At 49.7% G+C, this 24,988-nt stretch carries 23 protein-coding genes; 16 read left to right on the top strand and 7 right to left on the bottom strand.

Going from position 1 to position 24,988, the window contains the following annotated elements:
* Window positions 1-2: 2 nt before the first annotated feature.
* Entirely contained in the window at window positions 3-641 is a 639-nt protein-coding gene (locus Q1A54_RS09895; protein ID WP_299987175.1) for a C40 family peptidase, read from the bottom strand.
* A gap of 72 nt (window positions 642-713) precedes the next feature.
* On the opposite strand from Q1A54_RS09895, the gene Q1A54_RS09890 reads away from it, so the two are divergent.
* Window positions 714-2,117: an FAD-linked oxidase C-terminal domain-containing protein gene (locus Q1A54_RS09890; protein WP_299987172.1), complete on the top strand. Its 1,404-nt coding sequence runs from the start codon at window positions 714-716 to the stop codon at window positions 2,115-2,117.
* A gap of 79 nt (window positions 2,118-2,196) precedes the next feature.
* On the opposite strand, the gene Q1A54_RS09885 is transcribed toward Q1A54_RS09890, so the two are convergent.
* Complete coding sequence (locus Q1A54_RS09885) at window positions 2,197-2,442, bottom strand: hypothetical protein (RefSeq protein ID WP_299987168.1); 246 nt, start codon at window positions 2,440-2,442, stop codon at window positions 2,197-2,199.
* 17 nt (window positions 2,443-2,459) lie between these two features.
* Entirely contained in the window at window positions 2,460-3,359 is a 900-nt protein-coding gene (locus tag Q1A54_RS09880; protein ID WP_299987165.1) for an alpha/beta fold hydrolase, read from the bottom strand.
* Between the two features lie 593 nt (window positions 3,360-3,952).
* Here Q1A54_RS09880 and Q1A54_RS09875 point away from each other — a divergent pair.
* Window positions 3,953-5,305: a UDP-glucose/GDP-mannose dehydrogenase family protein gene (locus tag Q1A54_RS09875; protein WP_299987162.1), complete on the top strand. Its 1,353-nt coding sequence runs from the start codon at window positions 3,953-3,955 to the stop codon at window positions 5,303-5,305.
* A 2-nt stretch (window positions 5,306-5,307) separates the two neighbouring features.
* Entirely contained in the window at window positions 5,308-6,273 is a 966-nt protein-coding gene (locus Q1A54_RS09870; RefSeq protein WP_196118112.1) for a UDP-glucuronic acid decarboxylase family protein, read from the top strand.
* Between the two features lie 79 nt (window positions 6,274-6,352).
* Here Q1A54_RS09870 and Q1A54_RS09865 read toward each other — a convergent pair whose 3' ends face one another.
* The gene (locus tag Q1A54_RS09865; RefSeq protein ID WP_196118114.1) at window positions 6,353-7,597 is read right to left on the bottom strand and encodes a tetratricopeptide repeat protein; all 1,245 of its coding nucleotides are present in this window, start codon (window positions 7,595-7,597) and stop codon (window positions 6,353-6,355) included.
* Between the two features lie 111 nt (window positions 7,598-7,708).
* Here Q1A54_RS09865 and Q1A54_RS09860 point away from each other — a divergent pair, with 111 nt between their 5' ends.
* From Q1A54_RS09860 to Q1A54_RS09805, 12 genes are all read left to right on the top strand, one after another.
* The gene (locus Q1A54_RS09860) at window positions 7,709-8,623 is read left to right on the top strand and encodes a M20/M25/M40 family metallo-hydrolase (RefSeq protein ID WP_196118116.1); all 915 of its coding nucleotides are present in this window, start codon (window positions 7,709-7,711) and stop codon (window positions 8,621-8,623) included.
* A 31-nt stretch (window positions 8,624-8,654) separates the two neighbouring features.
* On the top strand, window positions 8,655-9,578 hold the full coding sequence (locus Q1A54_RS09855; protein ID WP_299987155.1) for a hypothetical protein: 924 nt from the start codon (window positions 8,655-8,657) through the stop codon (window positions 9,576-9,578).
* A gap of 274 nt (window positions 9,579-9,852) precedes the next feature.
* A complete protein-coding gene (locus Q1A54_RS09850) occupies window positions 9,853-12,099 on the top strand; it encodes a sodium-translocating pyrophosphatase (protein ID WP_299987152.1) in 2,247 nt (748 codons plus the stop codon).
* A 98-nt stretch (window positions 12,100-12,197) separates the two neighbouring features.
* Window positions 12,198-12,740, top strand: coding sequence for a hypoxanthine phosphoribosyltransferase (gene hpt / locus Q1A54_RS09845; RefSeq protein ID WP_299987149.1), 543 nt, complete (start codon window positions 12,198-12,200; stop codon window positions 12,738-12,740).
* 115 nt (window positions 12,741-12,855) lie between these two features.
* Window positions 12,856-13,446: an adenylate kinase gene (locus Q1A54_RS09840; RefSeq protein ID WP_196118123.1), complete on the top strand. Its 591-nt coding sequence runs from the start codon at window positions 12,856-12,858 to the stop codon at window positions 13,444-13,446.
* A 113-nt stretch (window positions 13,447-13,559) separates the two neighbouring features.
* The gene (gene obgE / locus Q1A54_RS09835) at window positions 13,560-14,552 is read left to right on the top strand and encodes a GTPase ObgE (protein WP_299987145.1); all 993 of its coding nucleotides are present in this window, start codon (window positions 13,560-13,562) and stop codon (window positions 14,550-14,552) included.
* A 166-nt stretch (window positions 14,553-14,718) separates the two neighbouring features.
* Window positions 14,719-15,285: a nucleotide exchange factor GrpE gene (locus Q1A54_RS09830; protein ID WP_007653169.1), complete on the top strand. Its 567-nt coding sequence runs from the start codon at window positions 14,719-14,721 to the stop codon at window positions 15,283-15,285.
* 3 nt (window positions 15,286-15,288) lie between these two features.
* The gene (gene dnaJ / locus Q1A54_RS09825; RefSeq protein ID WP_196118145.1) at window positions 15,289-16,437 is read left to right on the top strand and encodes a molecular chaperone DnaJ; all 1,149 of its coding nucleotides are present in this window, start codon (window positions 15,289-15,291) and stop codon (window positions 16,435-16,437) included.
* Window positions 16,438-16,634: 197 nt separating this feature from the next.
* Complete coding sequence (locus Q1A54_RS09820) at window positions 16,635-17,546, top strand: ATP-binding cassette domain-containing protein (RefSeq protein ID WP_299987142.1); 912 nt, start codon at window positions 16,635-16,637, stop codon at window positions 17,544-17,546.
* Entirely contained in the window at window positions 17,539-18,876 is a 1,338-nt protein-coding gene (locus Q1A54_RS09815) for an ABC transporter permease (RefSeq protein WP_299987141.1), read from the top strand. The genes Q1A54_RS09820 and Q1A54_RS09815 overlap by 8 nt, the downstream gene beginning before the upstream one ends.
* Window positions 18,877-18,966: 90 nt before the next feature.
* Window positions 18,967-19,860 (top strand): ChaN family lipoprotein, encoded by an 894-nt coding sequence (locus Q1A54_RS09810; RefSeq protein ID WP_299987139.1) that lies wholly within the window; start codon window positions 18,967-18,969, stop codon window positions 19,858-19,860.
* A gap of 10 nt (window positions 19,861-19,870) precedes the next feature.
* Window positions 19,871-20,350, top strand: a complete 480-nt coding sequence (locus Q1A54_RS09805; RefSeq protein ID WP_299987137.1) for a hypothetical protein — start codon at window positions 19,871-19,873, stop codon at window positions 20,348-20,350.
* Between the two features lie 68 nt (window positions 20,351-20,418).
* Here Q1A54_RS09805 and Q1A54_RS09800 read toward each other — a convergent pair whose 3' ends face one another.
* Entirely contained in the window at window positions 20,419-20,766 is a 348-nt protein-coding gene (locus tag Q1A54_RS09800) for an iron-sulfur cluster assembly accessory protein (protein ID WP_076422951.1), read from the bottom strand.
* 156 nt (window positions 20,767-20,922) lie between these two features.
* Here Q1A54_RS09800 and Q1A54_RS09795 point away from each other — a divergent pair, with 156 nt between their 5' ends.
* Complete coding sequence (locus Q1A54_RS09795; protein ID WP_299987135.1) at window positions 20,923-21,456, top strand: hypothetical protein; 534 nt, start codon at window positions 20,923-20,925, stop codon at window positions 21,454-21,456.
* Here Q1A54_RS09795 and serA read toward each other — a convergent pair.
* On the bottom strand, window positions 21,453-23,345 hold the full coding sequence (serA, locus tag Q1A54_RS09790) for a phosphoglycerate dehydrogenase (RefSeq protein ID WP_299987133.1): 1,893 nt from the start codon (window positions 23,343-23,345) through the stop codon (window positions 21,453-21,455). The genes Q1A54_RS09795 and serA overlap by 4 nt on opposite strands.
* A gap of 475 nt (window positions 23,346-23,820) precedes the next feature.
* Window positions 23,821-24,969 carry an N-acetyl-alpha-D-glucosaminyl L-malate synthase BshA gene (gene bshA / locus Q1A54_RS09785; RefSeq protein ID WP_299987131.1) on the bottom strand — a complete coding sequence of 383 codons (1,149 nt, stop codon included), beginning with the start codon at window positions 24,967-24,969 and terminating at the stop codon, window positions 23,821-23,823.
* Window positions 24,970-24,988 lie beyond the last annotated feature (19 nt).

Here is a 24,988-nt window from a genome sequence, read left to right as displayed (position 1 = left end):
GCTTATTCCTCAAAAGGCCGCACTGCTTTGATAAAGATTTTTTGCCAGTAGTCAGAGTTAAGATTGTTTTCAATCACGCCAAGACTAGTGGAGGCATGGATGAATTTAACTTCGCTGTCGTTTACAACTTCAGTCACCATGCCCACATGCGTGATCTCCCGGCTGTTTTTGTTAGCCCCAAAAAATACGAGGTCCCCTTCTTTGAGCTCCCTCACTTTTACGGTTTTACCGAAGCGGCTCTGCTCCTCCGATGTGCGCGGCAGGTTCACATTGATACTTTGGAAAGAGGTGCAGAGCAAGCCGGAGCAGTCCATACCTACGCGTGTCGTGCCACCCCACTTGTAAGGAGTGCCCGTGTAGGAGCGGGCTGTATGGATGACAGTGGCCACATGCTCGTCGAGGCGGCGCGGATTAGGTACGTTGGTGCGGCTGGTACGGTCTTTCGACGCTACATTGCCTTTCCCACCGCTTCGGGCGGCCATTCTGGCTCTTTTGCGCTCCTGTCGCTTTTCCTCAGCGATCTCCCTGGCCGACTTATAAGTGTCGCCACGCTTGCTGAAGGTAGGCTTTGCTGATTGACAGGACGCCATCAATCCAATAAAAAAGATAAATATAAGGTAACTGGTAATTGATGTTCTCAAAGCGTAACTTGGTAAAATGTGGCTAAAAAGATGTTGGGCTTGCTAAATTAAGCATAAGCTATTTAATATAAAATGAATTTTAATAAGATAACCTCGGATCTGGTTGAAGCTTTCACCGCCATTGTCGGGCAGGAGCACCTTGTGCTGCCTGCTGACCAGGAGGGATTCGTGCGCTATACCCACGACGAAACAGAGGATCTACGCTACCTGCCTGAAGTGGTGCTCAAACCAAAGAACGCAGAAGAAATCAGTCATATTATGCGGTTGTGCCACGAAAACAGCATACCTGTGACACCTCGTGGCGCCGGTACCGGGCTGAGCGGTGGTGCGCTGGCCGTGCATGGGGGGGTGGTGCTGTCGATGGAGCGGCTCAATGCAATCATCCAGATTGATGAGCGCAACCTGCAGGCCACTGTGGAGCCTGGTGTGATCACGCAGGTGTTTCAGGAGGCGGTGATCGCCCGTGGGCTTTTCTACCCGCCTGACCCGTCGAGCCGGGGCAGTAGCCAACTGGGCGGCAACCTGAGCGAGTCTTCCGGTGGGCCCAGGGCGGTGAAGTACGGCGTTACAAAGGATTATGTGCTGAACGTGGAAGTGGTGCTGCCAAGCGGGGAAATCACCTGGACGGGGGCCAATGTGCTCAAAAACGCCACCGGGTATAATCTGACACAATTGATGGTTGGGAGCGAAGGCACCCTGGGCATCATCACCAAAATTGTCTTTAAGCTTATACCTTACCCCACTCAAAACTTAGTGTTGCTGGTACCTTTCCGAAAAGAAGAAGAGGCGGCAGCAGCTGTATCCAGCATATTTACCGCAGGTATATTGCCCTCTGCCCTCGAATTCATGGAGCGAGAAGCCATTGAGTGGACTTGCCGTTATATGAACCTGGATGTGCCTATGGCAGCTGATGAACGGGCACACCTGCTCATAGAGCTCGATGGTAATGACATGGACCTGCTCTACAAGGATGCGGAGCGGGTATATGAAGTGCTGGAAACATTTGATGTAGGCGACATACTCGTGGCCGATACTGAGAAGCAAAAAGAAGACCTTTGGCGCCTGCGCCGTAATGTGGGCCATGCTGTGAAGAGCAACTCCATTTACAAAGAAGAAGACACGGTGGTGCCCCGTGCCGAACTGCCTACTCTATTACGTGGCGTAAAGGAGATCGGGGCAAGGTATAACTTCAAGTCTGTGTGCTACGGCCACGCCGGTGATGGCAACCTGCATATCAATATCGTGAAGGCTGACATGTCAGACGATGACTGGAACAACAAGCTACCCGAAGGTATAAAGGAGATCTTCAGGCTGTGTGTGTCACTGGGAGGTACCATATCGGGTGAGCATGGTATCGGTCTGGTGCAGCGGCCTTACATAGGTATAGCACTTAGCGAGGTTCAACTCCGGCTTATGCAAGGTATAAAGCAGCTCTTTGACCCAAAGGGTATCCTGAATCCCGGAAAAATATTCTGAAAAAGAAAGCGGCAGTCATAAAATGGCTGCCGCTTTTTATTGATGGAGAACCGGTATAAGTTCTGATTCTCGGTATATATCAGGATTTACGTTCATGGTTTGGCTTTTTGTCTTCTAGGGCCTCATCCAGCTGTCGCAAGGTGTCCCATGATTGTAGCAGGTTGCGGGGTGATTCGTGCAGTTCAGGTATAGAATTGCCTTTCGTCTCTCCCGCCTGCTGACCTGTACTCATGTTATACAGCTTGTCCTGGGCTTGGTTAGCCTTTTCTGTCGCCTGGTGACTGCGAAACAAGGCCTCTTTTAAGGTTTTATCGGGTTCCGTCATAATCGCTCGTTTTATGTTTATGAATTGTGTAATGTCTTTTCTTTCTTTTTGTCTTCTTCTTTTATGAAGTTGCTCACATACCGGGAAACCTCATCGGCGTGCTCTTCCATCAGAAAGTGGCCGCTATCCTCAAAGTGCAGCACATAGCACTCATGGAAGAATTTTTTCCAGCGCTGTAATGCCTCAATTTTAACAAGCTTGTCACGCTCTCCCCATAAGATGAGGGTCGGAGTATCCTGAATCTTTTTGCGATCTTTCCAAAGTTCATCATACCACTTGCTTACACCTACCAGCTCCCGGGCGCAGGCCAGTGAGCTTACAGTGTCGTCTGGGTCGCCAAGTGCGCGGGTGTACTGTTCTTTAAGCTTTTCCGGCATCTTGCTCTCCTGCCCAAACAGTTCGTGTACCAGTTGGTCTGTGGTGAGGTTGAGCTTGGAATGCAAAAACTTGCCCAGCGGGCCTACCAGATATTTACTGGCCTTTGAAAACACCTGATGGTTGGACAGGGACCAGGTCCAGGTATTGAGCATAACAATATTCTGCACCTTTTCAGGATGTTTGATCGCGTAGGCCAGCCCAATCGGCGCGCCAAAGTCATGTACCAGCAAGGTGATATTGTCAAGTCCCAAGTGCGCCATTAACTGCTCAAAATTAGCGGCATGTGCCCTGGGCTTGTAACTCCAGTCCTTGGGTTTATCGGACAAGCCAAAGCCGATCAGATCCAGAGCCACACAGCGGTATTTTTTGCTCAGGATCTTAATCAGGTTGCGGTAGGCAAACGACCACGAGGGCGTACCATGGATCATAACGATCGGGTGGCCTTGCCCTTCATCGATATAATGCATCTTGCCTGCTTCTAATTCCAGGAATTTGGATTTGAAGGGATATTCTTTGGTGTCCAGCCAGTCTGGTTTCATAGGTGACTCAGGGTGTGTTCTACCCTTATCTATACTTGAGACAGGAACTCAGGTTGTTGAGAAAAGTAAAAATATGTCAGTTGCTTTAATTTAGCGAGAGTACGGCGCTACTGGCAGATAATACTGACGTATATGAATGTATCCTAGCAACACAGGCTGTCGGATAGAAAAGAAGTAGTATTGATTTATTTTAATTTTTGAGGATATACCGTAACACTTTTGTCCTGAACAAAGTAAGACAAGTCGCCGGTTCGCGGTATTTTGAAGGAAAGGCTCTGCCAGGTGATCAGATTGCCGGGTATTCCTAAGGCCGACATTAGTAGCCAAATTCAACTCCTTCTAAAAAAATGTTTAATTTTGACTTTTTAAATTGTGTGGGTTTCATGGGGAACATCCCTGTGCAACTGTTTACATTTTATCAGGAGACAGGTGCTGGCTGCATAAGTTGATGCTTTCGCTCGCAAAATAAATTGCTCTATTCAGGGAGTGGTTTTTGAGAAATGGCAGCAATGGGATGCAGGCAAGCTCGTTGAGATTGCATATTGATTATTTTAAAGAACTCTAAGTTTGTACTTCATTAATAACATTTACCTATGAGAATAGCTGTAGTTGGCACCGGTTACGTGGGCCTTGTGACGGGCACCTGCTTTGCCGAGGTGGGCATCGACGTGACCTGCATCGACATCGACTCCAAGAAGATAGACAACCTCAAGCAGGGCATCCTGCCCATATACGAGCCCGGCCTGGAGGAGATGGTGACGCGCAACGCCCAGAAAGAGCGCCTCTCCTTCTCCACCAGCCTTGCCGACAGTGTGCAGGGCTGCCAGGTGGCCTTCATCGCCGTGGGCACGCCCCCGGGCGAGGACGGCTCGGCCGACCTGAAGTACGTGCTGGCCGTGGCCCGCGAGATCGGCCGCTCCATGAGTGACTACCTGGTGGTGGTGACCAAGAGCACCGTGCCGGTGGGCACGGCGGCCAAGGTGCGCCAGGCCATCCGCGAGGAGCTCGAGGCTAGAGGCGCCGACATCGCCTTCGACGTGGCCTCCAACCCCGAGTTTTTGAAGGAGGGGGCCGCCATCGACGACTTCCTCAAGCCCGACCGCATCGTGGTGGGTGTGGACTCAGAGCGCGCCGAGCAGGTGATGTCAAAGCTCTACAAGCCGTTTTTGATGAACGGCCACCCCTTGATCTTCATGGACATCCCCTCGGCGGAGATGACCAAGTACGCGGCCAACGCCATGCTGGCCACCAAGATCTCGTTCATGAACGACATCGCCAACCTGTGCGAGATCATGGGCGCCGACGTGAACATGGTGCGCCGCGGCATCGGCTCGGACGCCCGCATCGGCAACAAGTTCATCTACCCGGGCATCGGCTACGGCGGAAGCTGCTTCCCCAAGGACGTGAAGGCGCTGATCAAGACGGCCTCCGAGAACGGCTACTCCATGGAGGTGCTCAAGTCGGTGGAGACGGTCAACGAGCGTCAGAAGTCGGTGCTCTTCAACAAAGTGGACAACTACTTCAACGGGGACCTGACGGGCAAGACCTTCGCCGTGTGGGGCCTCTCCTTCAAGCCCAAGACCGACGACATGCGCGAGGCGCCCTCGCTGGTCATCATCGAGAAGCTGCTCGAGCGCGGTGCCAGGGTGAAAGCCTACGACCCGGTGGCCATGAAGGAGGCCAAGCACTCGCTCGGCGAGCGCATCGAGTACGGCAAGGACGAGTACGAGACCCTGATCGACGCCGACGCGCTCCTGCTGGTGACCGAGTGGCCCGAGTTCCGCTCGCCGAACTTCGCCGTGGTGAGCAAGCTGATGAAGGAGAAGGTGGTCTTCGACGGCCGCAACATCTACGACTGCAAGGAGATGGAGGAGAAGGGCTTCACCTACTTCGGCATTGGCGTCAAGCAGGCCAAGGTGCAGCAGGAAACTAAAGCAACTGTATAAGTATGGCCAGAAAAAGAGTATTAGTAACAGGTGGAGCCGGTTTTCTGGGCTCCCACCTGTGCGACAGATTCATAGCCGAGGGCTACCACGTGATCGCAATGGACAACCTGATCACGGGTAACCTCGAGAACATAGAGCATCTTTTCAAGCTCGAGCAGTTTGAGTTCTACCACCATGACGTGTCCAAGTTCGTGCACGTGCCGGGCGAGCTCGACTACATTCTGCACTTCGCCTCGCCGGCCAGTCCGATCGACTACCTCAAAATTCCTATCCAGACGCTGAAGGTGGGTTCGCTGGGCACGCACAACCTGCTGGGCCTGGCCAAGGCCAAAGGCGCGCGCATGCTCATCGCCTCCACCTCGGAGGTATACGGCGATCCGCTGGTGCACCCGCAGAGTGAGGACTACTGGGGCAACGTGAACCCGGTGGGGCCACGTGGCTGCTACGACGAGGCCAAGCGCTTCCAGGAGGCCATGACCATGGCCTATCACATGCACCACGGACTGGAGACGCGCATTGTGCGCATTTTCAACACCTATGGTCCGCGCATGCGACTGGACGATGGCCGCGTGCTGCCTGCCTTCCTGAGCCAGGCACTTCGCGGCGAGCCGCTGAGCATCTTCGGCGACGGCAGCCAGACGCGCTCCTTCTGCTACGTAGACGATTTGGTGGAAGGCATCTATCGCTTGCTGCTGAGCGACTACCCGTACCCGGTGAACGTGGGCAACCCGTCCGAGATCACCATCAGGCAGTTTGCCGAGGAAATCTGCAAGCTGACGGGCGCGGAGCTCAACATCGAGTACCAGCCGCTGCCGACCGACGACCCGCAGAAGCGCCAGCCGGACATCTCAAAAGCCAAAGAGGTGCTGGGCTGGGAGCCGAAGGTAGACCGTGCCGAGGGGCTGCAAAAAACACTAGAGTACTTTAAGGAGAAAGTGAAATTGCCTGTCGAACGTGTAGTAGATTAGGCGCTTTGCAAATAAACACAGAAGGGCCCTGACACTTTGTGATGTCAGGGCCCTTCTGTGTTTATATCCTTTGGTGAGCTTAAATCTTTTTGTGCGCCTTCATAAAGTCTTTCGCTTCCTTATTAGCCGCATGTTTTTTGTCGGTTGTTTCCAGCACAATCCCATAATAGTGCTTCGCTGTTTTTAGCTCGCGCTCCTGTTTGGCAATGCGGGCAAGGTTCAAGTATGAATTGACAAAATAACCGGAATCACGCTCATTACTCATTTCAGCGTAAGTGATTGAGTTCTGGTAGTAAGCCTTCGCCTTTTGGAAATCACGATACTTATTCTGATTGATATAAGCCAGGATATAAGAGGCGTAACGTCCACTTACAGCTTCGTAGCCCGGCATGCGTCTGTCGAGCTTACTTAGAATGTCAAGGCATACCCGCTCTGCCATTGTAAAATGGCCCTGAACGAAGAGCGCCCGTGCATAAAAACGCTGGAAGTAAGCATTGTTCGGGTATTTTTCAACCAGCCCTTTTACCAAATCCAATGCAGCCTCCATGTTTCCTTCCTCATTGGCATATATCTTCATGAGGAAGAATTTAGCCTCTGTGCCGGTATAGAAACCGTTATTTGCCACATAGCGCAGCTGTTTTATACCTAGTCGCTTGTCGCCACTCGGGAAAAAAGCCAGCACAGGACGAAGCATCTTGTAGTTTTCATGAATCCAGATGGAGTAGTAGTTGAAGAGTGCCTCTCCAAACAAAAACTCAGGACTCAAGCCGTTGCCGGCCTTGGCTTTCTCTAAATATTCCAGTGATCGTTTGCTGGCAATAGTGGCTTTGCGCCAGTTGCTGCGCTCAGAGTGCAGGCGACCGGCAAATCCATTGGCAGCCGATAGAAAAAAGGCTGCTTCATAGTCTTTGTTATTCTGGTCATAAAGTGTCTCCGCTTTCTGGATGGTAGAATCCATGTAAGCAAAGAACAGGTCGTCGTATTGCGTAGTCTGTATGTTGGTAGGCACGATCTTCCACCATTGGCTGAGGCCCATCAGGAAGTAAGGAAGGGGATGATGCGGGTAGCGGCGACGCAAAGACTTGAATTGCTTTTCGGCCAGTTCGTACTTGAAGTTATACATGTTGTCCACGGCGCCCTCCAGTTCGTACTGGATCTCTTTGTCCATGAGCAGCATGCCTTTGATGTTTCCAGCCGCAGGTATAACCTCTACCGATTGTATTGTAACTTCTCGTATAGCTGTGTCAGACTGCGCCTTAGAGCCTTGACCCAAAGCAAAGTGTGACAGGATGATACTGAGAGATGCAAGTACAATCTTCTTCATAAGTAAAAAGGAAAATCCGGCGTATCGTGTTTGTAGCCTCCTTATCTGGTAAACAGGTAATAAAAGTACAACAATTATATTAATTTTGAATTGATACAAAAGAAATATTGCATGAAACTTCTGAAACAACTCTGCAGCATACACGCACCGTCCGGCAACGAGAAAAAACTAACCAATTTTTTGCTTAACTACATTGAAGGACATAAAGTTCAGTGGAAACAGCAACCTGTAATACTTTATGGGGAGGGCTTTCAGGATTGTATTTTGTTAATATTTGGGAAGCCCCGGGCTGCCATTTTTGCCCATATAGACTCCATTGGCTTTACAGTGCGCTACGGAAAGCAGCTCGTAAAAATAGGCGGGCCTGACCTGGAAACCGGTTATACGCTGGTGGGGGAGGACTCGCAGGGTAAAATTGAGTGTACGCTGGAGTTTGACGAGGAAGAGCACGAGATCAGCTACAGCTATGAGCGGGAGATAGAACGTGGGACAGAGCTTGTGTTCAAATGCGATTTCCGGGAAACAGATGAAACAGTACAATCGTGCTATCTTGATAACAGACTTGGTGTATGGAGCGCTTTAAAAGTTGCTGAGACTTTGGAGAATGGCATCATTGCGTTCAGCAGTTGGGAGGAGCACGGCGGCGGTTCGGTAGCCTACCTTGCCAAGTATACTGCGGAGCGCTACGGTGTGCATCAGGCGCTGATTTCGGATATTACCTGGGTAACGGAAGGCGTAAAGCCAGGCGAGGGCGTGGTGATCTCTATGCGTGACAGCCTAATACCTCGTCGATCCTATGTTGAGAAAATCATAGGTATAGCCAAAGCATCTGGTATACCTTATCAGCTGGAAGTAGAAGGTTCAGGCGGCAGTGATGCGAAGGAGCTTCAGCACGGACCATACCCCTGGGACTGGTGCTTTGTCGGCGCTCCCGAAGACAATGTGCATACGCCTAATGAAATTGTTCATAAGAAAGATATAGAGAGCATGGTTGCGCTGTATAAGGAGCTGATGGAGAAGTTGTAGAGGAAGTGTTAAACAGAAGATTAAATATGATATGACCCTACAAAGAGGCGAACTTCAGGAAGACAAGTTAACAGATATCAGTCAGGGCGGAATCTATACAATTTGCTGCTTTGTGAGTGACTGTCCATGTGAGAGGAAAACATCCCCTTGCCCTCGTGGCTTTTTCTCTTTGTTTATTCAGGCAGTTAATGGTATTGAACTTGCAAAGCGTCACAATGTACCATACTATGTGGATTTTGGAAATCATAAATACCTCTATACTGATCCTAATAAAGCTGAGCAGAACTTCTGGAACTATTATTTTGAGAACACCGGAGTTGGGTCTTATAATTTAAACAATGCAAAGTTTGTTAGGAATTCTTTATATGAAGTGTACCCATTCAGAAGATGGAGCAGACGTCACTTCCTGAAAATGTACCACTCTGTAGTCAGCCAATTAAAATTTAGCGAGACCTTAGAGAAACATTTTGATGAGAAAAGGCTTTTCTACGAATCGCACAAAATCCTTGGAGTACAGATAAGGCGTACTGATCATGGGCAAGAAGTTGAGCAAGTGGGACTAAACGTATTTCTAAAGCTAATTGATCGCAAGCTGAGTAAATTCGACTATTTGTTTGTAGCTACTGACGATAATAAAGTGATCGATCTTTTATCGCAGCGTTATGGAAGCAAATTGATTTACAATAAAGCTGTAAGATCGAGTAGTGATGAAGCTGTGCATTCTAATCTTAAAATTACAAACAGGTATGAGCTAGGGCAGGAGGCACTTATTGACTGTTATTGCCTATCACTTTGTAAACATTCAATCCTTATTCAATCAAATATCTCTTATGCAGCATTGCTATTTAATCCAAAGCTATCCTACACTTTATTAGAGAAAGCTGGGTTTATGCAGAGGCTAAAACGAAAGGTAAGGTTTTGGCTAGATGAAATTAGAATAAGGGTCAGTTTTTGAAAGTATACTTGGTGATTACAAAATTGAGAAAGCCTCCTGCTAAAGGAGGCTTTTTTATGCTGTAAAATTTAATAAAGCATAGAAGGGAGGTGCAAATAAAGAGGGATAACTGAAATCAGTGCAAATGATTAAGCTATAGGGCTATACTGGCTAGGTAGTGCATAAAGCTTTGAATGCAAATATTTGGAAAAGTCAAACGAATAGCCTTTCTTTAATAGCTCTATATAGCAATTTCAGAATCTCAACCCTTATTAACAAAACTAACTCTTATTGAATGGAAACTATTCTCTACGCAATTCCTGGATTTGGTCTGGCGGCCCTCCTGTATACCTTTATCAGGTCGGCTTGGGTAACGAAGCAAGCAGCGGGTAACGAACGTATGACGGAAATAGCCCGTCACATTGCCGACGGTGCCATGGCTTTTTTGAAAGCAGAGTACAAAGTACTCTTCTACTTTGTGGTCATCGCCAGTATATTTCTCTTTTACCTGGGCTATACCGGTGAAAATTCCCACTGGACGATCGTCCTAGCCTTTATCATGGGTGCTCTTTTTTCGGCCGTTGCAGGCTTTATTGGTATGCGCATTGCCACGAAGGCCAACGTGCGTACGGCAGAAGCAGCCCGTACCAGTTTGTCGCGCGCGCTGAGCGTGTCTTTTGCAGGTGGCTCGGTAATGGGTATGGGCGTGGCTGGTCTGGCGGTGCTGGGGCTTGGCTCACTTTTCATCGTACTCTACTACTTCTTTGTATATAGCGTAAACGGTAACGTGAATGGCCACGAGATGGAAGTGGCACTGGAAGTACTTACTGGCTTCTCGCTGGGGGCTGAAAGTATCGCCCTTTTTGCCCGTGTAGGCGGTGGTATTTATACCAAAGCAGCTGACGTAGGTGCTGACCTGGTAGGCAAAGTAGAAGCAGGTATACCGGAGGACGATCCGCGCAACCCGGCTACTATTGCCGATAACGTAGGCGATAACGTGGGTGACGTAGCAGGTATGGGAGCCGACCTTTTCGGTTCCTACGTGGCTACTATCCTGGCAACCATGGTACTAGGTCGTGAAGTGGTTTCACAGGACAACTTTGGTGGCATGGCCCCGATCATACTTCCGATGTTCATTGCTGGTCTGGGTATCGTGTTCTCCCTGATCGGTATGCTATTTATTCGTGTAAAAGAAGGTGGTAATGTGCAGGCTGCTCTTAACCTCGGCAACTGGATCTCGGTAGCGCTGACGGCAGTGGGTGCTTATTTCGCCATCCACTGGATGCTGCCTGAGAACATGAACCTGCGTAACTTCGAGTTTACTTCAAACGGTGTATTTATCGCCGTGATCGTGGGTCTTGTAGTTGGTACGCTTATGAGTATCATTACAGAGTACTACACGGCCATGGGCAAAAAGCCTGTTAATTCTATCGTACAGCAGTCTTCTACCGGGCACGCTACCAACATCATTGCTGGTTTGGCGGTAGGTATGCATTCCACGGTACTGCCTATCATTGTGCTGGCCGCAGGTATCGTACTGTCTTACGCCTCAGCTGGTCTTTATGGTGTAGCTATCGCTGCGGCGGGTATGATGGCGACAACAGCTATGCAGCTGGCCATTGACGCCTTCGGCCCTATTGCCGACAACGCCGGAGGTATAGCCGAAATGAGCGAGTTGCCGAAAGAAGTGCGTGGCCGTACCGATATCCTGGATGCAGTGGGTAACACCACAGCTGCGACAGGCAAAGGCTTTGCGATCGCTTCGGCAGCTCTCACCTCACTGGCCCTTTTCGCGGCATTCGTAGGTATAGCCGGTATCGAATCCATTGACCTTTACAAAGCCCCTGTACTGGCGGGCCTCTTTATTGGTGCCATGATCCCATTCATTTTCTCGGCATTGGCGATTGCGGCCGTAGGCCGTGCGGCTATGGCCATGGTGCATGAAGTGCGTCGTCAGTTCCGCGAGATCCCGGGCATCATGGAAGGTACTGGTCAGCCGGAGTACGAGAAGTGCGTGGCGATCTCTACCAAAGCCGCTATACGTGAAATGATGCTGCCAGGTGCCATTGCCCTGATCGTGCCGGTTGTGGTGGGTTTTGGCTTCAGAGACGTATTCTCAGATACTCCTTCAGCTGAAATTCTGGGTGGCCTGTTGGCGGGTGTAACCGTGTCTGGCGTACTGATGGCGATGTTCCAGTCTAACGCAGGCGGCGCCTGGGACAATGCCAAGAAATCGTTTGAGAAAGGCGTGGAGATCAATGGCAAGATGGAGTACAAGGGCTCCGATGCCCATAAAGCCTCTGTGACCGGCGATACCGTAGGTGACCCTTTCAAGGATACATCCGGCCCGTCTATGAACATCCTGATCAAGTTGATGTCGATCGTGTCACTGGTAATTGCTCCTCACATTGCTACGGAACGTACCCCGGCTATACCGGAAGAGCCAAATCTGAACATGCAGATACAGCAGGAGGCACCGTCTACCGGACAAATCATCAACCCTGAAAATACAGTTATAGTTGCTGGTCTGACAGTCATATAACCAACACAGCTCTGTTAAGTATAAATAAGCCCAACTATTCGGTTGGGCTTATTTTTTATTATCCTTACCTTTGTTTACCAACAAGACCGATACGCTATATGGATCCCCGTACAATCACGATTCACGATTGTGACTTCAGTACCTACATGTACGAAGAAGAAATCATTGCACGCATAGTGATGCTGGCAGAGCAAATTGAGCAGGACTATGCTGGTAAAAACCCACTTTTTCTGGCAGTACTGAACGGGTCGTTCATGTTTACAGCCGATCTGATGAAGCGCATCAACATACCCTGCGAAATATCTTTCATCCGCATGTCATCTTATCAGGATATGCATAGCACTGGCCAGGTGAAGGAAGTTCTGGGGTTGACTGAGCAAATAGAAGGCCGTGATGTACTGATCATCGAGGATATCGTGGACACAGGACACACCGTGAATGCGCTGCTGCAACAACTTCATGAGAAGAATCCTGCTTCGCTCGAGATCATAACACTACTGATGAAGCCTGAATGCCTGCAGCACCAGCTGGATGTGAAGTACGTGGCCAAGTCTATCCCGAATGACTTTGTAGTTGGCTATGGGCTCGATTATAATGGATTGGGTCGCAACCTGCGCGATATTTACAAAATCGTATCTTAAGGAGTCTGACGTGCCCGAAGCAAAAAGGGCCGGCTCAGATTAGGCGCAACTCAAAAATTATTGAACAATACATCGATTTTATACTTAAATTTGTTTTTTATCATAAATCAAAGATATGCTCAACATCGTTTTGTTTGGCCCTCCTGGTGCTGGTAAAGGTACGCAAAGCCAAAAGCTGATAGATAAATATAACCTGATCCACCTTTCTACTGGTGATTTGCTCCGTTCTGAAATAGCCGCTGGCACTGAACTGGGTATGAAGGCCAAGTCGTTGATGGACAACGGTATACTGGTTCCAGACGAAGTGGTGATCGGCATGATCGAGAACAAAGTGAAAGAGCACAGCCAGGCAGGCGGTTTTATCTTTGACGGTTTCCCGCGTACTGTGCCTCAGGCGCAGGGGCTGGATAAGCTTCTGATGGATCATGGCACCGAAATTTCGTGCATGATCGCGCTGAAAGTAGACGATGAAGAGTTGACCAAGCGTCTGTTGCTGCGCGGTGAAACTTCTGGTCGTCCGGACGATCAGAACGAAGAGCTGATCCGCAAGCGCATACAAGAGTACAACACCAAAACCACGCCGGTGGCAGACTACTATGCAGGTCAGAACAAGTACTGCGCAGTAGACGGGATTGGTGAAATTGAGGAAATCTTCGCAGATCTTTGCGAGCAGATCGACTCGCTGAAAGAGAAGCAGCAGAAGTAACAGCCCAAAGCGGCTTTCTTTAGACTTCATACAGAAAGGTATAAGCAAACCGGAACTTTGATGCTCCGGACTTGCTTATACCTTATAATTTATACCTATTAGCATTACCTACATTGGCCCAATCCAACTTTATTGATTACGTAAAAATCTGTTCCCGCTCCGGTCACGGTGGCGCTGGATCTGCGCACCTGCACCGCGACAAACGCACTGCCATGGGTGGCCCTGACGGCGGCGATGGAGGCAGAGGAGGCCATATCATTCTGCGTGGCAACGCCCAGCTTTGGACTTTGCTGCACCTGCAGTACCGCAAACACGTGATTGCCGAAAATGGCCAGAACGGAGGCCCAAGCCACTCTACCGGTGCACAGGGTAAAGACGATGTGCTGGAGGTTCCACTTGGAACAATCGCCCGCAACGCCGAGACCGGTGAGTTCATGTGTGAGATCACCGAAGACGGGCAGGAGATCATCCTGACGCCGGGCGGCCGTGGCGGACTGGGCAATGCCCACTTTAAGTCGCCTACTAACCAGACACCGCGCTATGCACAGCCTGGAGAGCCAGGTATAGAGGAATGGGTGATTCTGGAACTGAAGCTTCTGGCTGATGTTGGTCTGGTGGGTTTCCCGAACGCAGGCAAGTCTACCTTGCTTTCGGTCGTATCAGCGGCTAAGCCAAAGATCGCTAACTATGCATTTACCACGCTAGAGCCAAACCTGGGTGTAGTGGCCTACCGCGATTACAGATCCTTTGTAATGGCCGATATTCCGGGTATTATCGAGGGTGCTTCTGAAGGCAAAGGTCTTGGCCTGCGCTTCCTGCGCCACATCGAGCGTAACTCTATGCTACTGTTCATGATTTCGTGTGACAGTCCGGATATCGCAGAGGAGTACAAGGTGCTAGTGAACGAGCTGCAAACCTACAACCCGGAGCTACTCGACAAGAAGCGCATTCTGGCCATTACCAAGACAGATATGATTGATGATGAGCTGGAAGCTGAAATGCGCGAAACTTTACCAAAAGATATTCCGACAGTGTTCATCTCGAGCATGACGCAGAAGAATATCACCCAATTGAAAGATATGATCTGGTCGGCGCTTAACTCGTAGTCCACCAGTCTTCTCAAATACACAGATCGGTAGAGGCTGCAGAGCTTGCTACCGATTTTTTTTGAGGTGCAACAATTAAATAAATGTCAATCTGACACAAAAACAGAATTGGCAAGACAATTGAAAAGACAAAGTAGACCTATCAACCTATAATTCTTAAGGCATTATGTCAGAGAAAGATATCAAGAAAGAGCAGGAAAACACAGAACTAGAGGATAACACTGCCAATACAGAAGAAAACAACGGACAGGAGCAGGCGGAGGAGACAGTAGAAGAAACTGGCTCTGAAACCAAAGCAGAAGCCGAATTGGCAGAAATGAAAGACAAGTACATCCGTTTGATGGCAGAGTTTGAGAACTTCAGACGCAGAACTGCCAAGGAGCGTATGGACTTGCTCAAAACAGCCAACGAAGACTTGATGAGCGAACTGTTGCCTGTACTGGATGATATGGAGCGTGCCCGCCAATCGATGGAGGCAACTAAAGATGTGGATGCAATGTTGCAGGGCCTGGAGCTGGTGTTCCACAAGCTGAAGCATGTAACGCAGCTCAAAGGTTTGAAGCCAATCGTTATCAACGCTGGCGATGATTTTGACAGCGATCTGCACGAGGCGGTAACACAAATTCCGGCGCCATCAGAGGAACTGAAAGGCAAAATAGTAGACGTAATCGAGAAGGGCTATACCTTGAATGAGAAGGTGATCCGCTTCGCGAAAGTTATAATAGGAGCTTAAGCAATGGCTAAGAGAGATTATTACGAGATTTTAGGAGTAAGCAAAGGAGCAAGTCAGGAGGAGATAAAGAAGGCTTACCGTAAGCTCGCCATCAAGTTTCACCCCGACAAGAACCCCGACGACCACACGGCGGAGGAGAAGTTTAAGGAGGCGGCTGAGGCTTACGAAGTACTAAGCGACCAGCAGAAGCGCCAGCGCTATGACCAGTTCGGTCATCAGGGCATGAACGGCGGCTTCGGCGGAGGTGGCGGTATGAACATGGAAGATATCTTCTCCCAGTTCGGCGACATCTTCGGTGGCGGCGGTGGCGGCTTCGAGAGCTTCTTTGGCGGCGCTGGCCGTCAGGGTGGCCGACGTACCCGCAAGGGCAGCAACCTGCGCATTAAGCTAAAACTCAACCTCGAGGAAATTGCCAACGGCGTTGAGAAAAAGATAAAAGTAAAACGCTATGTAGCCTGCGGCACCTGCGGCGGCAACGGAGCCAAGAACGGAACCGAAATGCAGACCTGCGGCTCTTGTCAGGGCTCGGGTCAGGTACGTAAGGTAGTGAATACGATGCTCGGCCAGATGGTGAGCACGGCGACTTGCCCTACCTGTAATGGCGAAGGCCGTATCGTTACCAAGAACTGCGAAGCCTGTCACGGTAGTGGACGCGAACTGCAGGAAGAGGTGATCACGATCAACGTGCCGGCTGGCGTAATGGACGGCATGCAGCTCTCTATGAGCGGTAAAGGCAACGTGCCGGAGCGTGGCGGTGTACCAGGTGACTTGCTTATTCAGATTGAAGAAGAAGAACATCCAAGCCTGAAGCGTGACGGCAATAACGTGATATTCGACCAGTACATCAGCTTTATCGACGCTGCGCTGGGCGCTGATATCGAAGTGCCGACGATCGGTGGCCGTGTGAAGATCACGATCAAGCCGGGTACACAGAGTGGCGAGATTTTCAGGTTGCGCGGCAAAGGCGTGAAAGATATCAACGGGTATGGCAAAGGCGATCAGTTGATCCACATCAACGTGTGGACGCCAAAGACGCTGAGCAGCGAGGAGCGCGCCACTTTGGAGCGCCTGCGTGACTCCAACAACTTCGCACCACACCCGGGTAAGAGCGATAAGGGCTTCTTTGAGAAAGTAAAAGACTATTTTCAGTAAGCCTCAACGTGACTAGATAAATAAAAGCCTGCCTTTTCAGTAGAGAAGGCAGGCTTTTTTATTGCTACTATAATGCGGCGCTCGTATTTGGTATAGCCTATACCTGCGTTAGTCGATTAAGTATAGTGCTTTATTGATATTGCTTGTCACTCAGCCCTAAAAAGGCTATTTTTGAACATACCAAAAGGTTAACAGCATTGAGCATTCTTAAAATAGATGGCGTAACCAAGCGATACGCTAACCACACTGCCCTTGACAACGTCAGCTTTGATATACCTGCAGGCTGCATTTTCGGCTTGCTGGGCCCAAACGGAGCAGGCAAAACATCCCTGATCCGCATCATCACTCAAATTACAGGTGCCGACTCAGGTGAGATATACTTCAAAGGCGAAAAACTGCGACCATCCCACATCAAGGACATGGGCTATTTGCCTGAAGAGCGCGGTCTGTATAAAAAAATGAAGGTAGGGGAGCAGCTGCTATACCTTGCCCAGCTCAAAGGCCTGACGAAAGACGAAGCCATTGCCCGCATTAAGGAATGGGTGGCCCGCTTTGAGATAAAGGAGTGGATGAATAAGAACATCGAAGACCTTTCCAAGGGGATGCAGCAAAAAGTACAGTTCATGGCCACCGTCATGCACCAGCCATCCCTGATCATTCTTGATGAGCCTTTTTCTGGTTTCGACCCAATCAATGCTAACCTGATCAAAGACGAGATACTGCGCCTGCGCGACAACGGGGCAACCATCATCTTCTCGACGCACCGCATGGAGTCAGTGGAGGAACTTTGCGATAATATTGCCCTGATCAACCGCTCCCGCAAGGTGCTTGATGGTCCGGTACGCGAAATTAAAGACACTTACAAGACAGATACCTACCAGGTGATCGGCAACGGACAATTGCTGATTACGTCACCTGACTTTGAAGTGCTGGAGCAGCATGACAACCACGGTGTGTTCCGGGCTTCCATCCGCCTGCTCGATGGCGCTTCGCCAAACGACCTGCTGCGTTACTTGATCCAGCGTGTAGAGGTACACTCCTTTGTGGAGCTGGTGCCGAGTATCAATGACATATTCATCCGAAAAGTAAAAGAAACTTACCATGCATAAGATCTGGCTCATTATACAGCGCGAATACTTGACACGCGTGCGGAAGAAAAGCTTCATCATCATGACCTTCCTGACTCCGCTGCTGCTGGCCGCCTTCATGGTTATACCTGCCTGGCTCGCCACTATTTCAGACAGTGAGGATGTGGTGATGGTGCTGGACGAAAGCGGGCTCTTTGCAGATAAGCTGGAAAGCCGCGAGGACCTGAAGATTATCCCAATAGCTGCCGGCTCGCTGGAGCAGGCTAAAGTTGCTTATCAGGAAACGGACTACACAGCCCTGCTGCACATCCCCCAACTTGATCTGGACAAACCTGAAGGTATACGGCTCTATTCAAAGAAGAATACCAGTCTGCAGGTGAAGTTCAGGCTGGAGAATATGCTTGAGAAGGAGATTGAGAGCCAGCGCTTTATGGCCTCAGGTATAGATCGCGACATGCTCAACAAAATGAAGGCTAACATTACTATGACCACTGTGAACCTAAGTGAAAGAGGTGAGCGTGACAGTAATGTGTGGGTTACATCCGGGGCTGGCATCATCGGGGCGGTGATCATTTATTTCTTCATCTTCCTATATGGCGTACAGATTATGCGCGGCGTAATAGAGGAGAAGACTAACCGCATTGTGGAGGTGATGATCTCATCGGTGAAACCTTTTCAGCTCATGATGGGCAAGATTGTAGGTATAGCCGGTGTGGGATTGACGCAGTTTTTACTTTGGGTGGTACTGTCGGCCATTGTCGTGAGTGGAGTGCAGGCAGCCTTTGACATTAAACCGGCGCCTACCCCAATCGAGCAGATGCAGTCGGGGCGTGCCATGGCAACAGGTGAAGAGGAGTCTGCTGAGACAGAAGAATCAAGCCAACAAAATACCTTATCCGAAGTGAGCAGCGCCATATCGAACCTCAACTTCCCGCTTTTGTTAGGCAGTTTCCTGTTCTACTTCCTGGGTGGTTACTTGCTGTACGGCTCCCTGTTCGGGGCCATTGGTGCGGCTGTGGATAATGAGACAGATACGCAGCAGTTTATGTTTCCGATCACAATCCCGCTGATTATTTCCTTCATCATGTCCTACACCGTGGTGATACAGAATCCGGATGGCCCAGTAGCTTTCTGGATGTCGATCATTCCGTTTACTTCCCCGATTGTAATGATGGTGCGCATACCTTTCGGGGTGCCTGCCAGCGAGCTTCTGCTTTCCATGGGACTTCTTATTCTGGGCTTCATCTTTACGACCTGGATTGCCTCCAGGATTTACCGCGTAGGTATATTGATGTACGGCAAGAAGATCAACTACAAAGAACTATCTAAGTGGTTGTTCTATAGGGTGTAGCCACTCAGGTATAGATTTAAAATTAGCATAGCTGGTTCTTCGGAGCCAGCTATTTTTTTGTAACTTGATAGAGCGAAGCACTCAAGAAATATGATAAAAATCTCACTCTTTACACTCTTGATCCTCATGTTCAACACAGGTATAGCTGCTGCCACCGAAGCCGATAAAGACAAGCCTGCCTACCAACTCTTCACGGCAAAGGGCAAGCAGGTAAAGTATGGCAAAATGCTGGAAGAACTGCAGAAGGCCGATGTGGTGCTATTTGGTGAGCAGCACAATGACCCGATCGCGCACTGGCTGCAATTAGAAGTGGCCAAAGACCTGCACAAGGCTCACCAGCAGCACTTTGCCATAGGAGCCGAGATGTTTGAAGCCGATGTGCAACTGGTGCTGAACGAGTATCTGTCAGGGCAGGTGGCGGAGAACAACTTTGAGCAGGAGTCGCGGCCATGGAACAACTACAAAACCGACTACCGTCCCGTGGTGCGCTTTGCGAAGGAAATGTCCATACCTTTTATCGCGACCAATGTGCCGCGCCGTTACGCTGCCATGGTATCAGGAGGTAGCCTGAAGGCGTTGGAGCATGTGTCGGCAGATGCCAAACGCTACATTGCACCACTGCCGGTGCAGGTTGATATGGACCTGCCTGGGTATAAGAATATGCTGGCGATGTTTGGCAACAGCACACATGGCAATACCAAAAGCGAAAACATTGTGCAGGCGCAGGCCTTGAAAGATGCCACCATGGCTCATTTCATCCTGCAGCAGGTAAACAACGGCAAAAAGATGCTGCATCTGAATGGCGCTTACCACTCTGACAATTTTGAAGGTATAGGCTGGTATCTGAAGCAGGGCAATCCGCAACTCAAGACCATGACCATCACTACCGTGCTGCAGGATGACCTGGACAAGCTGACAGAAGAACATAAACAGAAGGCGGATTTTATTCTGGTAGTGCCGGCGACTATGACGAGAACCTACTAAGAGTGTGCTAATGCTGGTAGCTACATTCTCCTGGGTAATTTTCCTTATAGTAGCCTTTGTAGGAATCTGTGTCGTGAGTTATTTCAAGGTTAAGCCTGTACTGCAAGGGCATGGGCTCAGAAAATTCACAGTGTGGGCTGGTGCATTATCTTTCATTCTTTTGAGCTTCCTGTTCATCTACTCCACAAGCCTTGCTATCTGGCGATATTATCCCGATACAAAATTTGATCAGGCAAAGTGGTGGGAAGAGCCAGATACAAGGTATAAGATGACAGAGGATTTAATTGCTCGTGAGCTGCTAATTGGGAAGAACAGAACGGAAGTTGAAAAGTGGCTGGGTACTGCAGGAAGAGAGAATCAAAAGAATGAACGGTGGAAATATTATACTGGGCGTTTGCCAGGTCCTTTTTCTTTATTACCCCATGTTATTGACATTGAGTTTAAAGGAGGCACCGTAGTTAGGGTTACGCAGTATGATGATCGCCACTGATAAAGCAACAAAGCCCGGCCAATTGGCCGGGCTTTGTCTTTCTAAAGAGAAAGAAGGTACTTTTTAGCTTATGCAGAGAATGAGCTGCCGCAACCGCAGGTGCTCTTAGCCTGTGGGTTGTTGAAAACGAAACCACGGGCATTCAGGCCGTCCTGAAAATCAACTTCCATACCCAGTACATACATTGCATGTTTCTTGTCCATGATCAGGTTCAAACCTTCGAGCGTGTAAATCTCGTCAGAGTCTTTTGCCTTGTCAAAGCCCAGCAGGTAGGACATACCAGAGCAACCACCGCCTTGCACGCCAATGCGCAGGCCGTATTCAGCAGGTACGTTTTTCTCTTGCATTATATTTTTAACTTCAGCCAGTGCTTTTTCAGTAAGCGCTATCGGTGCAGTTTTTGTTTCAGTTGCCATAGTCTGTTCAAATTTGAAATGGAGCTGCAATTTACGCAATTACTCGCAATTTTGCTGCAGCTCTCCGGTGTATTAGCTAAACAGCTATACCTGGAAAATGATTCATGCCAACCTAAATTAATTTTTTCCGATATTTAAGGTTCAAAACAATCGCAAATGGAAGAAGCTACCAACATTATACTCGATATACTCAAAATCTCTATACCTGCCATTCTGGTGGCCGCAGTAGCTTACTCTATGCTGAAAAAGTTTTTGGAGCGGGACTATAAGCTGCGCTTGCTGGAGCTACGCCATAAAAATGCAGAGGTCGTGACGCCTATCCGGCTACAGGCCTATGAGCGCATTGTGCTGTTGTTGGAGCGCATTACTCCAAGCAACCTCCTGTTACGGGTGAGTGGGGGAGGCCACACAGCCGCCGAATACCACCGCATCCTACTCACTGAAATCCGCAACGAGTTTAATCACAACATGTCGCAGCAGGTATACATGACCGAGCAGGCCTGGCAGCAAGTAAGGCATGCCCGCGAAGAAGTTGTGAACCTGATCAACAAATCTTTCCAAAGCCTCGACGAAAAGGCAAAAGGCACGGAACTGGCCAAGCGCATTCTGGAAAACGTGCTCAACAACGAAATCGACCCAACTGCCAGAGCGATCAGCTATCTGAAGCAGGAGATCGGGCAGGTGTTTTAATATAGAATTCTGAACTTGATAGTGGCCGGAACCCGCTTCATCTCCTCAATTACTTTCTTGTCATACAGCTTGTCGATGTCGGTGATCACGTAGCCGATCTGCTCGTTGGTTTTTAGGTACTGACCTAAGATGTTCACCTGGTTGCCGGCCAGCACACTGTTTATGTTGGCGAGTACACCCGGCACGTTTTGGTGGATGTGAATCAGGCGGTGCGCATTCTTGAGCTCTGGCAGCTGGATGTTCGGGAAGTTCACACTCTGGTAGCTGTTGCCTGTGTTGATATACTCCATAATGCGGCTTGGTACAAAAGTGCCGATGTTCTCCTGCGCTTCCTGTGTGCTGCCACCGATGTGCGGAGTCAGAATGACATTGGGCAGACCACGCAGTTCGCTTACAAACTCCTCGTCATTAGTGGCCGGCTCGTAAGGGTACACATCCACCGCCGCGCCACGAACCTTACCTGATTTTAGGGCTTCCACCAGAGCAGGCAAATCCACTATATGGCCACGGCTCAGGTTCAAAAAGATGGCACCGTCCTTCATGGCGGCAAACTCTTCTGCACCGAACATGCCCTGATTGCTGGTGCGGCCGTCTACGTGCAGGCTCACAATGTCAGCTGTTTGAAGCAGTTGTTTCAGCGTCTCACATTTACGGGCATTGCCAAGCTGTAGTCTCTCCACCACATCGTAGTAGTATACCACCATGCCCAATGCCTCGGCCAGTACCGACAGTTGCGCCCCAATGCTGCCGTAGCCGATTATGCCCAGCCTTTTGTCACGTACCTCTACGCTGCCGGTAGCAGACTTATCCCAAATGCCCTGGTGCATTTTAGTGCTTTTGTCAACGGCATTGCGACAAAGCATGATAATTTCACCGATGGCCAGTTCCACTACGCTACGGGTGTTGCTGTAAGGCGCATTAAACACGGCCACACCGGCATCCAGGCAAGCGCTCAGGTCGATCTGGTTGGTGCCGATGCAGAATGCACCGATGCACATCAGTTTGTTGGCATGCTCGAGCACACGCTTCGTCACCTGCGTTTTAGAGCGTATACCCAGCACCGAAACATTCCTGATCCGCTCACACAGCTCGTCCTCGCTTAAAGCTCCCGATACAGTCTCGATCTGATAGCCTTCGCGTTTGAAAAGTTCTACCGCTTTAGGGTGTACGTTCTCCAGCAAAAGCACCCGGATGCGGTTTTTGGGATAGGAGATAGCCATCGGCAGTTTGTGTTGGTACAGGAACTCGTCCAAGCTCGGGGCCACGTCGTCAGCTTTCGCTACTACACTGTCGCGCACTACGTTTTCGGTGAAGGCATAGAACTTATTGGCCAGTCCGGCTTCTTTTATTTCATAGTCGGTATACCCATCGCCCAGCACATAAACATCACCCTCCAGCGCCAGCTCTTCGAGTAGCTTTATCTTGCCCCGGTCCAGACACAGCAGGTTCTCTTCATCGAAACCGACGATATTGCCTTGTTCATCAAACCTGAAAGTATTAGCGTAAATGTTTTCTTCCTTGATGCCATACTCTGTCACGATCGGGGTGATAAACTCTTTGAAGCCACTTGATACGATCAGGATATTATCGGCGTAGGCCTGGAAGAACTCTTTGTTGCGCTTGATGGAATCCGAAACCTTGGTTTGCAAAAGTTGGATCAGTGGCTTCAGATGCCGGCGGTTCGCTTTGAGTAAAGCCAGCCGTTTGGACAAGCCTTCGGTAAACGAACTCCTACCCTCCATGGCGCCATTGGTCAGGTCCTTGATTTGCTGCAGGATTTCGTCCTTGTTCTCCTCACCCGCCAGACTTATTTCGCCCAGTTCATCCAGTGCCTCTACCTGTGTAAAAGTGCTGTCGAAGTCGATGATGTAGTACTTGTCTTTTGCCATAGTTTGGTCGGGTAATGGGTTGAGTTCGGTTAAGAAGCACTATTTGCCTTAGCTTGCCAGAGCCGAGCGGGGGCAATGTAATGTATATGGCGCGAGCGTCCTCGCTCGTGACTTGCTATGGTGGGGCCTCTGGCCCTTTTTAATCAGTAGCGGCCAGCCTATCTCGGGGAGGCCCCTTCTATAATCAGCATGAACGAGGACGCCCCGAATCGTGTCCGGGATCTTCGACTCGCGCTATAAAATCTAGAACTAAAGAGCCCTGTATTCAAAGGGAGCTTTTACCCGAAAACTCCTCTCCGGGGTAGAGGCCTCTAAGAGGAGAGGGCGGGCGAGTGTTTTTTATCTCACAATCCAGATCTCTCCTTACGTCGAGATGACAGTATAGTATTGCAGAAAACATCTCAAAGTAAATATAAGGCTAAAAAAAATCCGGCAACAGGTATAGCGGCCGGATTTTTTTATGTTTATTTCTGAACTACAGCGGATTGCCTGCTTCAGCCAGTTGCGCGTCGATGATGCGCTGGTAGAATTGCTCGTAGAGCGGCACAATCTTATCGATATCAAAATGATGAGCACGGGCCAATGCATTTGCCTTGAAGGTAGGCAGGTTGGCGTCGTCAAGGATGTGCAGGGCGTTTTTCACCATATCATCTACATCGCCTACTTCGCTTACGAAACCGGTTACGCCGTGCACATTGAGTTCAGGTATACCGCCGGCATTGGTTGAGATAACGGGCACTTCGCAGGCCATCGCCTCGAGTGCGGCCAAACCAAAGCTCTCTTTCTCTGATGGCATCAGGAACAAGTCAGCAATGGACAGTACTTCTTCTACTGCCTCCAGTTTACCAAGGAAACGCACGTCATTGCAGATTTTCAAGTCGCGGCAGAGCTTCTCCATTTTAGGGCGTTCAGGTCCATCACCGACCAACAGGAGCTTTGATGGCATCTGCTCGCGTACCTTGGCAAAAATCCGGATAACGTCTTCCACACGCTTCACGCCCCGGAAGTTGGAGGTATGCACCAACAACTTCTCGTTGTTTGGACTGATCGCTGCCCGGAAGTGCTCTTTCTTCTGGCGCTTGAATTTTTTCAAATCAATGAAGTTTGGAATCACCTCAATGTCTTTCTCAATCTGGAAGAACTCATACGTTTCAGTGCGGAGACTCTCCGAGACAGCCGTCACGCCATCTGACTGGTTGATGCTGAACGTGACCACCGGCTCAAACGAAGCATCCTTGCCTACCAGCGTGATATCCGTGCCGTGCAGGGTGGTGATAACAGGTATGTAAATGCCTTTGGTGCGCAGGATCTGCTTGGCCATGTAAGCTGCCGACGCATGAGGTATGGCATAATGCACATGCAGCACGTCAAGCTTCTCAAAACGGGCGATGTCTACCATTTTGCTGGCCAGCGCCAGTTCGTATGGCGGGTACTGAAAAAGTGGGTAGTTCGGGATGTATACCTCGTGGTAGGAAACATTCTCGTTAAAAAAATCCAGTCGGGCTGGCTGGCTATAGGTGATGAAGTGCACCTGGTGGCCTTTTAGCGCCAGTTCCTTGCCGAGCTCTGTGGCAACCACGCCACTTCCCCCAAAGGTAGGATAACAAACTATTCCGATTTTCATGGTTTTATGCTGAGGAAAC

Source organism: uncultured Pontibacter sp., assembly GCF_947502515.1.
GTDB lineage: Bacteria > Bacteroidota > Bacteroidia > Cytophagales > Hymenobacteraceae > Pontibacter.
This window is presented reverse-complemented; position numbering and strand designations above follow the sequence as displayed.

Bases quoted from the DNA above. Each gene is read 5' to 3' on its own strand.
- Q1A54_RS09890 (WP_299987172.1), top strand. From the start codon at position 714: ATGAATTTTAATAAGATAACCTCGGATCTGGTTGAAGCTTTCACCGCC.
- Q1A54_RS09885 (WP_299987168.1), bottom strand. From the start codon at position 2,442: ATGACGGAACCCGATAAAACCTTAAAAGAGGCCTTGTTTCGCAGTCAC.
- Q1A54_RS09880 (WP_299987165.1), bottom strand. From the start codon at position 3,359: ATGAAACCAGACTGGCTGGACACCAAAGAATATCCCTTCAAATCCAAA.
- Q1A54_RS09875 (WP_299987162.1), top strand. From the start codon at position 3,953: ATGAGAATAGCTGTAGTTGGCACCGGTTACGTGGGCCTTGTGACGGGC.
- Q1A54_RS09870 (WP_196118112.1), top strand. From the start codon at position 5,308: ATGGCCAGAAAAAGAGTATTAGTAACAGGTGGAGCCGGTTTTCTGGGC.
- Q1A54_RS09865 (WP_196118114.1), bottom strand. From the start codon at position 7,597: ATGAAGAAGATTGTACTTGCATCTCTCAGTATCATCCTGTCACACTTT.
- Q1A54_RS09860 (WP_196118116.1), top strand. From the start codon at position 7,709: ATGAAACTTCTGAAACAACTCTGCAGCATACACGCACCGTCCGGCAAC.
- Q1A54_RS09855 (WP_299987155.1), top strand. From the start codon at position 8,655: ATGACCCTACAAAGAGGCGAACTTCAGGAAGACAAGTTAACAGATATC.
- Q1A54_RS09850 (WP_299987152.1), top strand. From the start codon at position 9,853: ATGGAAACTATTCTCTACGCAATTCCTGGATTTGGTCTGGCGGCCCTC.
- hpt (WP_299987149.1), top strand. From the start codon at position 12,198: ATGGATCCCCGTACAATCACGATTCACGATTGTGACTTCAGTACCTAC.
- Q1A54_RS09840 (WP_196118123.1), top strand. From the start codon at position 12,856: ATGCTCAACATCGTTTTGTTTGGCCCTCCTGGTGCTGGTAAAGGTACG.
- Q1A54_RS09830 (WP_007653169.1), top strand. From the start codon at position 14,719: ATGTCAGAGAAAGATATCAAGAAAGAGCAGGAAAACACAGAACTAGAG.
- dnaJ (WP_196118145.1), top strand. From the start codon at position 15,289: ATGGCTAAGAGAGATTATTACGAGATTTTAGGAGTAAGCAAAGGAGCA.
- Q1A54_RS09815 (WP_299987141.1), top strand. From the start codon at position 17,539: ATGCATAAGATCTGGCTCATTATACAGCGCGAATACTTGACACGCGTG.
- Q1A54_RS09810 (WP_299987139.1), top strand. From the start codon at position 18,967: ATGATAAAAATCTCACTCTTTACACTCTTGATCCTCATGTTCAACACA.
- Q1A54_RS09805 (WP_299987137.1), top strand. From the start codon at position 19,871: ATGCTGGTAGCTACATTCTCCTGGGTAATTTTCCTTATAGTAGCCTTT.
- Q1A54_RS09800 (WP_076422951.1), bottom strand. From the start codon at position 20,766: ATGGCAACTGAAACAAAAACTGCACCGATAGCGCTTACTGAAAAAGCA.
- Q1A54_RS09795 (WP_299987135.1), top strand. From the start codon at position 20,923: ATGGAAGAAGCTACCAACATTATACTCGATATACTCAAAATCTCTATA.
- serA (WP_299987133.1), bottom strand. From the start codon at position 23,345: ATGGCAAAAGACAAGTACTACATCATCGACTTCGACAGCACTTTTACA.
- bshA (WP_299987131.1), bottom strand. From the start codon at position 24,969: ATGAAAATCGGAATAGTTTGTTATCCTACCTTTGGGGGAAGTGGCGTG.